11 protein-coding genes are annotated in these 9,048 nt (G+C 64.0%); 6 read left to right on the top strand and 5 right to left on the bottom strand.

Going from position 1 to position 9,048, the window contains the following annotated elements; translation table 11 throughout:
* From Q0R16_RS05225 to rph, 3 genes are all read right to left on the bottom strand, one after another.
* The coding region (locus tag Q0R16_RS05225) for a coproporphyrinogen-III oxidase family protein (RefSeq protein ID WP_295633046.1) at positions 1 to 663 on the bottom strand (663 nt) is incomplete at its 3' end.
* Between the two features lie 8 nt (positions 664 to 671).
* Positions 672 to 1,316 (bottom strand): RdgB/HAM1 family non-canonical purine NTP pyrophosphatase, encoded by a 645-nt coding sequence (rdgB, locus tag Q0R16_RS05220; RefSeq protein WP_295633043.1) that lies wholly within the window; start codon positions 1,314 to 1,316, stop codon positions 672 to 674.
* Positions 1,313 to 2,029 (bottom strand): ribonuclease PH, encoded by a 717-nt coding sequence (rph, locus tag Q0R16_RS05215; protein ID WP_295633040.1) that lies wholly within the window; start codon positions 2,027 to 2,029, stop codon positions 1,313 to 1,315. Before rph ends, rdgB begins: the two co-directional genes overlap by 4 nt.
* Positions 2,030 to 2,097: 68 nt before the next feature.
* Here rph and Q0R16_RS05210 point away from each other — a divergent pair, with 68 nt between their 5' ends.
* Genes Q0R16_RS05210 through Q0R16_RS05195 form a run of 4 tightly spaced genes read left to right on the top strand, consistent with a single transcriptional unit; the run spans position 2,098 to position 5,688 of the window.
* Positions 2,098 to 2,775, top strand: coding sequence for a hypothetical protein (locus Q0R16_RS05210; protein WP_295633037.1), 678 nt, complete (start codon positions 2,098 to 2,100; stop codon positions 2,773 to 2,775).
* Positions 2,775 to 3,836, top strand: coding sequence for a heat-inducible transcriptional repressor HrcA (gene hrcA / locus Q0R16_RS05205; protein WP_295633034.1), 1,062 nt, complete (start codon positions 2,775 to 2,777; stop codon positions 3,834 to 3,836). Before Q0R16_RS05210 ends, hrcA begins: the two co-directional genes overlap by 1 nt.
* A 39-nt stretch (positions 3,837 to 3,875) precedes the next feature.
* A complete protein-coding gene (gene grpE / locus Q0R16_RS05200; protein ID WP_295633031.1) occupies positions 3,876 to 4,448 on the top strand; it encodes a nucleotide exchange factor GrpE in 573 nt (190 codons plus the stop codon).
* Between the two features lie 4 nt (positions 4,449 to 4,452).
* Positions 4,453 to 5,688 (top strand): threonine synthase, encoded by a 1,236-nt coding sequence (locus Q0R16_RS05195; RefSeq protein ID WP_295633028.1) that lies wholly within the window; start codon positions 4,453 to 4,455, stop codon positions 5,686 to 5,688.
* Here Q0R16_RS05195 and Q0R16_RS05190 read toward each other — a convergent pair.
* Both Q0R16_RS05190 and Q0R16_RS05185 read right to left on the bottom strand, forming a co-directional pair.
* Positions 5,685 to 6,077 (bottom strand): vgr related protein, encoded by a 393-nt coding sequence (locus tag Q0R16_RS05190; protein ID WP_295633053.1) that lies wholly within the window; start codon positions 6,075 to 6,077, stop codon positions 5,685 to 5,687. The genes Q0R16_RS05195 and Q0R16_RS05190 overlap by 4 nt on opposite strands.
* 77 nt (positions 6,078 to 6,154) lie before the next feature.
* A complete protein-coding gene (locus Q0R16_RS05185) occupies positions 6,155 to 6,715 on the bottom strand; it encodes a copper chaperone PCu(A)C (RefSeq protein ID WP_295633025.1) in 561 nt (186 codons plus the stop codon).
* Between the two features lie 186 nt (positions 6,716 to 6,901).
* Between Q0R16_RS05185 and dnaK the strand changes: the two genes are divergently transcribed.
* Both dnaK and Q0R16_RS05175 read left to right on the top strand, forming a co-directional pair.
* A complete protein-coding gene (gene dnaK, locus Q0R16_RS05180; protein ID WP_295633022.1) occupies positions 6,902 to 8,830 on the top strand; it encodes a molecular chaperone DnaK in 1,929 nt (642 codons plus the stop codon).
* Positions 8,831 to 8,946: 116 nt separating this feature from the next.
* Positions 8,947 to 9,048, top strand: a 102-nt coding sequence (locus Q0R16_RS05175; protein WP_295633050.1) for a DnaJ domain-containing protein, incomplete at its 3' end; no start/stop codon positions are given.

Here is a 9,048-nt window from a genome sequence, read left to right as displayed (position 1 = left end):
CAGCAGGAACAGATCGGCGGCGAGATCAGGGTCCAATTCGGTGAATTGCTTGAGCCGCACCATCGTCTCGAACCGCGTGCCGGGCTCGATCGTCAATTGGTACAGCGACAGATGCCCGGTGCCGAAACCCAGCGCGCGGGCCAGTTGAGCCTCCCATTGCGCGGCGGTCTGGCCGGGTAGCGCATAGATCAGATCGAAGCTGACCCGAGCGAAATTGGCCTGCGCGGTGTCCAGCGCGGCCAGTCCCTCGATGACATCGTGCGCCCGTCCGAGGAACCGCAAGGCCTCGTCATCGAGCGATTGCAGCCCCAGCGAAACCCGGTTCACCCCCGCCGCCGCCAGATCGGCAAATCGCGCCGCTTCAACCGACGAGGGATTGGCCTCAAGCGTGATTTCGATATCGGGCGCGAACTGCCAGTGCCGCCTCGCCGCCTCGATTAGCGCTGCCACCGTGGCGGGCGGCATCAGCGAGGGCGTGCCGCCGCCGAAGAAGATCGAGCCAAGCTCGCGGCCCTCAGTCAGCGCCGCCTCATGCGCCAGATCGGCCAGCAGCGCGCCCTTCCAGGCGGATTCGTCCACGCCCTCGCGGACATGGCTGTTGAAGTCGCAATACGGGCATTTGGAAAGGCAGAACGGCCAATGGATATAAAGCGCGAGCGACATGGCCCGTTCTAGCGCCCCGCGAACTGATCCGCCACCAGCTTGGCGAAGGCATCGGCGCGGTGGCTCATGCTGTGCTTTTCGGCGGGATCGAGTTCGGCGAACGTCTGCACCCGTCCGGTCGGTACGAACACCGGATCGTACCCGAAGCCCAGCGCGCCGCGTGGTGGCCAGGTCAGTTCACCCTCGACCTTGCCTTCGTACACCGCATGATCGCCATCGGGCCAAGCGATCGCCAGAACGCAAGCGAAGTGCGCACTGCGCGGCGCGAACGGCCCGAGCTTCGCCAACCGGCCCTCCACCTTGCCCATCGCCAGATACCAGTCACGGCTGCCCGGCGCCGCGCCCGGAGCACCTTCATGCCGCCCGACTTCGGCCCAATCGGCGGTATAGACCCCCGGAGCGCCGCCCAGTGCATCGACGCACAGCCCGGAATCATCGGCCAGCGCGGGCAATTGCGCCGCCTCCGCCGCCGCGCGCGCCTTAATCAGCGCGTTCTCGACAAAGGTTGTTCCGCTCTCGACCGGTTCGGGCAGCCCCAGCGCGCCCGCCGAGATGCACTGCACCCCGTACGGCGCGAGCAAGGCCTGGATTTCGCGCAGCTTGCCCGCATTGTGCGTGGCAATCACCAGCGATCCCGAACCGATCGATTTCACCGCAGCACAGCCTTGGCCTGCGCCTCGAAGATCTGCCCGCAGCCCAGCCGCGCCAGGCGCAGCAAGCGCAGCAACGCTTCCTCGTCGTAAGTCGCGCCCTCGGCGGTGGCCTGGACTTCGGCGATCTTGCCGCCTTCGATCAGCACGAAATTGGCATCGGCATCGGCGCCCGAATCCTCAATGTAATCGAGATCGAGCACCGGCACGCCCTGGTGGATGCCACACGAGATCGCCGCGACCTTCTCGGTCAGCGGATCGTCCTTGATCGCGCCGGCGTCCATCAACTTCTGCACCGCCAGCCGCATCGCGACCCACGCGCCCGAGATCGACGCGGTGCGGGTGCCGCCATCGGCCTGGATCACGTCGCAATCGAGCGTGATCTGGCGCTCGCCCAGCTTCTTCATGTCGGTAACCGCGCGCAACGACCGCCCGATCAGCCGCTGGATTTCTTGCGTCCGCCCGCTCTGCTTGCCCTTGGCGGCTTCACGGCTGCCGCGGGTGTGCGTGGCACGAGGAAGCATCGAGTATTCGGCCGTGACCCAGCCTTCGCCCTTTCCGCGCAGCCACGGCGGCAACCGCTCTTCCACGCTGGCGGTGACGAGCACGCGCGTATCGCCGAACGAGACAAGGCACGACCCTTCGGCGTGCTTGGTAAAGCCGGTCTGGATATCGATGGCGCGCATTTCATCAGGCGCGCGGCCGGAAGGTCGCATAAGAGTTCCTTTGGGAGTTTGCCCGATGCCCATAGGCACGATAGACCGGAGAGCCAAGGAGGATTGCCGTGAGGCTGAGCCCGCCGATTTCAGTGCTGACGATTTTGGCGGCGGCGTTTGCGTGGATGGCTGTCAGCGAGGCGAGGGATCACGACTGTTATGTCGGACCGGCTGGGCAATTTACGCTAACAAACAGACTGGTATGGCTGAAAAATAGTGTGGCAGGCCAGCGTTCGCAATGCGACTCTTGGCTGGCCGGGAGTCCGAAACATCATATACGGGCTATGCATTTCATATTTTTCGGGGGGCAGTGGGACTTTCCACGAACCTCGATCGAAGTAACGATAACTCAGGCCGGAAACGTGATAGCGATTGAACAGCCGATGCCAGAGGACAATATTGCGCTAGCAAAAACTCGCTCATGGACCGGAAAACGAGCACTGTACGAACGCGCGCTGCGTTTGGTTGAACCGCTTGAGGCTAGATCAATAAGCTTCTATCAAATCAAGCACATGTCTGATATAGCTGGCGATGACCAGAAAACGTGCAAGCGTTATATTTATGACTCTGGCTCAGCCGGGATTCTGTTTGCGACATCCAATCCAAACGATTGGCGGGTCTTCGGGACCGGTAATTGCAAAGATCCGCCGGTTCCTTCCGCTGAACGCCGCGTTCGAGCCGCAGAAGACCTCATTGAGACGGATTTGCGTCTCTTCGATCCGATTGTGGGATTCAAGATACGCTAATGCCCGCCCCCCCGCTCAACGAACTCAGCAACCGCGCGCGAGATATCTTTCGGCTGGTGGTTGAGGGGTATATCGCCAGAGGGCAGCCGGTGGGGTCGAAGACGCTTGCGGGGTCAGGCGGGGTCAACTTGTCGCCGGCGTCGATCCGTTCGGTCTTGCAGGAATTGCAGGACGCGGGGCTGCTCGCCGCGCCGCATACCAGCGCGGGGCGTCTGCCGACCGACGTGGGCCTGCGGCTGTTCGTCGACGGGATCATGCAAGTCGCCGAACCTACGCAGGCCGAACGCGCGCAGATCGAGCGCGGCCTGGCGCAAGGCGGCACGATCGAGGCGGCGATCGCGGCGGCTTCGTCCGCGCTCTCGGAAATCTCGGCGGCGGCGGGGGTGGTCATGGTGCCGCGCCGCGAGCCACGCTTGCAGCAACTGGCCTTCGTGCCGCTCTCGCCTGGCCGCGCGCTGGCGGTGCTGGTGGGCGAGGACGGCAATGTCGAGAACCGCGTGATCGACTTGCCGTCTGGCGCCTCGCAGTCATCGCTCGAACAGGCGGGCAATTATCTGACGCGGCAGCTTGCCGGGCGGACGCTGGCCGAAGCGGTCGAGCAAGTTCGGCGCGAGATCGCCGATGATCGTTCGGCGCTCGATGCCGCCAGCCGCAATCTTGTGGCGCGCGGGTTGGCGGTGTGGAGCGAGGATGCCACGCGGCGCCCGGTGCTGGTGGTGCGCGGCCAGGCCAATTTGCTCGACGAGGCGGCTCTGGGCGACCTGGAGCGGGTACGGCAACTGCTTGATGAATTGGAAAACATCGAATCGATCGCGGGTGTATTCGATGCCGCGCGTGAGGCGCAGGCCACGCGGATTTTCATCGGCAGCGAGAACCGGCTGTTCTCGTTGACGGGCTCGTCGGTGATCGCTTCGCCCTGGCGCGATCACGAGGGAAGGGTGGTCGGCGTGGTCGGTGTGATCGGTCCCACGCGGTTGAATTACGCGCGCGTTGTCCCCATGGTTGATTTCACCGCTCAGTATCTCGGCCAGTCGCTGGGCAAACTGGGCTTCGGGCGCTAACGGCGCTTCACGAATTCGAACAGGACGGACATACCCACAATGATGCAGGATGACACGCGCCCCGCTGACGAGGAACTGGCCGGAGCGGACCTCGCCGCCGCTGCCGAACAAGGCGAGGCGCAAGCTGCCGCCGATGCGCAAGCCGCAGAACTGGCCAGCCTTCGCGAACAAGTCGACGCCGCGAAGCAGGAGGTGCTTTACGCCAAGGCGGAGACGCAGAACGTGCGCCGCCGGCTCGAAAAGGACATGGTCGACGCGCGCGCTTATGCCGCAACCGGCTTTGCGCGCGATATCCTGTCTGTTTCGGACAACCTGACCCGCGCGCTGGAGGCGATCCCCGCCGAATTGCGTGAGGATGAGCGGCTGAAGGCGCTGGTCACCGGGCTGGAGGCAACGGGCCGCGAAATCGAGAAGGTGTTCGGGCTCCACGGCATCACCCGCATCGCCTCGAAGGGCCTGCCGCTCGACCCGCACCAGCACCAGGCAATGATGGAAATGCCCACCGCCGATGCCGAACCGGGCACGATCATCCAGGAATTGCAGGCCGGCTACATGATCAAGGACCGCCTGCTGCGGCCCGCGATGGTGGTGGTGGCGAAGAAGCCCGATTGATCCGATGGACCGCCCTTTCGCTGAGAACCTGACAAGCGAGCGGGCTTCGTTCGTCACCCACCTCGAATGCTCCATCACGGGTGAGCGGTACGAGGCGGACCGGTTGCATGGCTTGTCCAGCGCAAGGCGGCCGTTGCTGGTGCGGTATGATCTCGATGGTGTGAAGGCCGCGCTGTCGCGCGATGGCCTGGCTGCGCGGCCGACCGACTTGTGGCGCTGGCGCGAGTTGCTGCCGGTGCGCAAGGCGGCCAACATCGTCAGCATGGGCGAGATCGAGACGCCGCTGGTGCCGATCCCGGTTTCGGGCGGTCCAAACGTTTTGGTCAAGGACGAGGGGCGCTTGCCGACCGGATCGTTCAAGGCGCGCGGGCTGGTGATGGCGGTGGCGATGGCCAAGGAATTGGGCGTCACTCGGATCGCGATGCCCACCAACGGCAACGCCGGCGCGGCGCTGGCGGCCTATGCCAGCCGCGCGGGGATCGAGACGATCGTGCTCTGCCCCGACGATACGCCCGAGATCAACGTGCGCGAAATCGCCGCACAAGGCGCGCGGGTGTGGCGGGTCAACGGGCTCATCGATGATTGCGGCGCGATCGTTGGGAAGGGCGCCGCGGAAGGGCGCTGGTTCGATTTCTCGACGCTCAAGGAGCCGTATCGGATCGAGGGCAAGAAGACGATGGGCCTGGAACTGGCCGCGCAGTTCGGCTGGCGGCTGCCCAAGGCGATCTTCTACCCGACCGGCGGCGGAACCGGGCTGATCGGCATGTGGAAGGCTTTTGCCGAACTGGAAACACTTGGCTGGATCGGGTCCGAACGTCCCAAGATGTTCGCGGTTCAGGCCAGCGGCTGTGCACCGATCGTCAAGGCGTTCGATGAGGGCGTCGAGCATGCCGAGCGCTGGGAAAACGCGCATACCGTGGCGGCGGGCATCCGCGTGCCGCGTGCGGTCGGAGATTTCCTGATCCTGCGCGCGGTGCGCGAAAGCGGCGGCAAGGCACTGGCGGTGGACGATATCGATACGCTGCGCGCGGTGGATGATTGCGCGCGGCAGGATGGGTTGCTGCTGTGCCCCGAAGGCGGCGCGACTTTGGCGGCGTGGCGCAATGCCGTGCGTGACGGCCTGGTCGATCGTGATGACGAGGTGGTGCTGTTCAACTGCGCGACCGGGCTCAAGTATCCAATGCCCGAGGCAGAGAGCCGGCTCGATCGCAATGGGCCGATCGATCTGGCTGCACTCTAGAAGGGCAGGATCGCTTCGAGTTCGTCGCGCGCCACGCCGCCGAACCGGGCGCGGAAGGCATGCGCCACAATCTCGGCCTGCTGCTCGATGCCATAAGAGTCGAACGGCTTGCCCGGCTTGAGCGTGTAGCGATAGCGGCAGAACGGGTGCCGCGCGAAGGGCAGGTACCAGCGTCCACGCACCTGCGTTTGCCACACATGCGTCATTTCGTGGATGAACAGCGCTTGCAACGGCAGTGCTTCGGCACTGAAATCGTCGCGATAGACGCTGGCGCGCGGGTGAAAGTGGATATGCCCGCACGGCGCCATCACGGTGGTGCGCGGCTGGAGCGGGAACCAGCGCTTCCGCCGGATCATCACGCCAGATGGATCGAGTGCCGATCCGAACATGCTTTCCGCCAGCGCGATCTCGCCCCCGGTCAGCGGGCGCTCGCTACCCGGCGCGCAGCAATGACGGTCTGGCGCGATCACATGTGATCCATGTGATCGATTGGCGCGCCGTCGCCGGTACCGCTTTGGACTTTGGCGAGGACGGTGGTCTTGTCGCCATTGTCGAAAGTGGCGGTCAATTCGCGGGTCATGCCGGGCTTTAGCGCCTTTTCCACTTCGAACAGCATGACGTGATAGCTGCCAGGCTTGAATTCGACGCCCTTGCCCGGTTCGATCGCCACGCTTTTCACCTCGTCCATCGAACTGACTCCGCCGGCAGTCCTGCTCTCGTGCATTTCGGCGCGGGCGGCGCCATCGACCGTAACGCCCACCAGCTTGCGGGCCGCGCCCGACACCTGGCTCACCTTGAAATAGGCCACACCCGGATTGCCGGAAACCAACGGCAACTGGATCACAGCATCGGTCAGCGCGATGCCCGGCGTGCCGATCGGTCCGATGGCGACCGGCGCCATGCTGGCGGAAGCGGCATCTGCGGGCGCATCCTTCGGCGCGTCCTTGGGCGCCTTGCCGCAACTGGCCAGCACCAACGCCATCGCGCCCAGTACGATCAGCCCTGAAGACATGCGGTTACGGTTCATGGGTGGAAGGTTCCTTCGTGGTTGTGGACCTGCGGCCAACTAGCCACACCAAACCCTTGTGCCAAGCGCAACCACACCTATATCGCCCCCCATCGGAGCCGTTCGGACCATTACCGGACTGGTGTTCGCCCTTACCGGGGAACCCAGGCGGGCGGCGTCTCACTACGCAAGGAAGACGGGGATATCATGGCAAAAGTAATCGGCATCGATCTGGGTACGACCAACAGCTGCGTGGCAGTGATGGATGGCGGCAAGCCCAAGGTCATCGAAAATTCCGAAGGCGCGCGCACCACGCCCTCGATCGTCGCGTTCACCAAGGACGGTGAACGACTGATCGGGCAGCCGGCCAAGCGCCAGGCGGTCACCAACCCTGATAACACCATTTTCGCGGTCAAGCGCCTGATCGGCCGCCGCTATGACGATCCCATGACTCAAAAGGACATGAAGCTTGTCCCCTATACGATCTCCAAGGGCAAGAATGGCGACGCCTGGGTCAAGGCCGGCGGCACCGATTACAGCCCTTCGCAGGTCTCGGCGTTCACGCTGCAGAAGATGAAGGAAACCGCCGAGGCGTATCTTGGCGAAACCGTCACGCAGGCCGTCATCACCGTGCCCGCCTACTTCAACGACGCGCAGCGCCAGGCGACCAAGGACGCCGGGCAGATCGCCGGCCTTGAAGTGCTGCGCATCATCAACGAGCCGACAGCGGCTGCACTCGCCTATGGGCTCGACAAGGACGACGGCAAGACCATCGCGGTCTATGATCTTGGCGGCGGCACTTTCGACATTTCGGTGCTCGAAATCGGTGACGGCGTGTTCGAGGTGAAGTCGACCAACGGCGATACGTTCCTGGGCGGCGAAGATTTCGACATCACCATCGTCGAATACCTTGCGGACAAGTTCAAGGCCAAGGAAAACATGGACTTGCGCAGCGACAAGCTCGCGCTTCAGCGTTTGAAAGAGGCCGCTGAAAAGGCCAAGATCGAACTGTCCTCGGCGCAGACCACCGAAATCAACCTGCCGTTCATCACCGCGCGCATGGAAGGCGGCAGCACCACGCCGCTCCATCTCGTCGAAGTGATCACCCGCGCCGATCTGGAAAAGATGGTCGCAAGCCTGATCAAGCGCACGCTCGAACCGTGCAAGAAGGCGCTCGCCGATGCCGGGCTCACCGCCAAGGACATCGACGAAGTCGTGCTCGTCGGCGGCATGACCCGCATGCCGCGCGTGCGTGAAATGGTGAAGGAATTCTTCGGCAAGGAACCGCATACCGGCGTGAACCCTGACGAAGTCGTGGCGATGGGCGCTGCCATTCAGGCGGGCGTGTTGCAGGGCGACGTCAAGGACGTGCTGCTGCTCGACGTAACCCCGCTATCGCTCGGCATCGAGACGCTGGGCGGGATTATGACGCGCATGATCGATCGCAACACAACGATCCCCACCAAGAAGAGCCAGGTCTATTCGACCGCCGAGGACAACCAGCAGGCCGTCACGATCCGCGTGTTCCAGGGCGAGCGCGAGATGGCGGGCGACAACAAGCTGCTCGGCCAGTTCGACCTGGTCGGCATTCCGGCCGCGCGGCGTGGTGTGCCGCAGATCGAGGTCACTTTCGACATCGACGCCAACGGCCTGGTCAACGTTTCGGCCAAGGACAAGGGCACCGGCAAGGAACAGCAGATCCGCATCCAGGCCAGCGGCGGCCTTTCGGACAGCGACATCGACCAGATGGTTCGTGACGCCGAAAAGTTCGCCGAAGAGGACAAGCAGCGGCGCGCCGCGGCCGAGGCGAAGAACAACGCCGAAAGCCTGGTCCACGCGACCGAGCGCCAGCTTGAGGAACACGCCGACAAGATCGACGCGGGCCTCAAGGGTGAGATCGAAGCCGCGATCGCCGAGACCAAGACCGCGATCGAAGGCGGCGATGTCGATGCGATGACCGCCAAGACTCAGGCGCTGACCGAAGTGGCGATGAAGCTGGGCCAGGCGATTTACGAGAAGGAGCAGGCCGCCTCGGCAGCGCCCGGCGGTGCCGGCGGCGATAGCGGTCATGGGGCCAAGCCCGATGACGGCGTGGTCGATGCCGAGTTCTCCGAAGTCGACGACAACAAGGGTTAATCGCCTTCGATGACCAAAAACCGCCACTCGCGTTTGCGCGCGGGTGGCGGTTCTGGTTCGGCGTTGTGCAAAATGGGTCCAGCGGGGGTTGGTCCGGTGACGGTTAGGGCGGCTTGATGGCAACCGAGGTCGATTTCTACGAATTGCTCGAAGTGGAACGCACCGCCGACGATAAGGTGCTCAAGTCCGCGTACCGGCGATTGGCGATGATTCACCAC

The sequence above is a fragment of the Novosphingobium sp. genome (assembly GCF_025351285.1).
Lineage (GTDB): Bacteria > Pseudomonadota > Alphaproteobacteria > Sphingomonadales > Sphingomonadaceae > Novosphingobium.
The sequence above is the reverse complement of the archived record's forward strand: the minus strand, read 5'-3'. Positions and strand labels throughout refer to the sequence as shown.

Coding starts and splice junctions, on each gene's coding strand:
- rph (WP_295633040.1), bottom strand. CDS start 2,029: ATGCGACCTTCCGGCCGCGCGCCTGATGAAATGCGCGCCATCGATATC.
- hrcA (WP_295633034.1), top strand. CDS start 2,775: ATGCCCGCCCCCCCGCTCAACGAACTCAGCAACCGCGCGCGAGATATC.
- grpE (WP_295633031.1), top strand. CDS start 3,876: ATGATGCAGGATGACACGCGCCCCGCTGACGAGGAACTGGCCGGAGCG.
- Q0R16_RS05195 (WP_295633028.1), top strand. CDS start 4,453: ATGGACCGCCCTTTCGCTGAGAACCTGACAAGCGAGCGGGCTTCGTTC.
- Q0R16_RS05190 (WP_295633053.1), bottom strand. CDS start 6,077: ATGTTCGGATCGGCACTCGATCCATCTGGCGTGATGATCCGGCGGAAG.
- Q0R16_RS05185 (WP_295633025.1), bottom strand. CDS start 6,715: ATGAACCGTAACCGCATGTCTTCAGGGCTGATCGTACTGGGCGCGATG.
- dnaK (WP_295633022.1), top strand. CDS start 6,902: ATGGCAAAAGTAATCGGCATCGATCTGGGTACGACCAACAGCTGCGTG.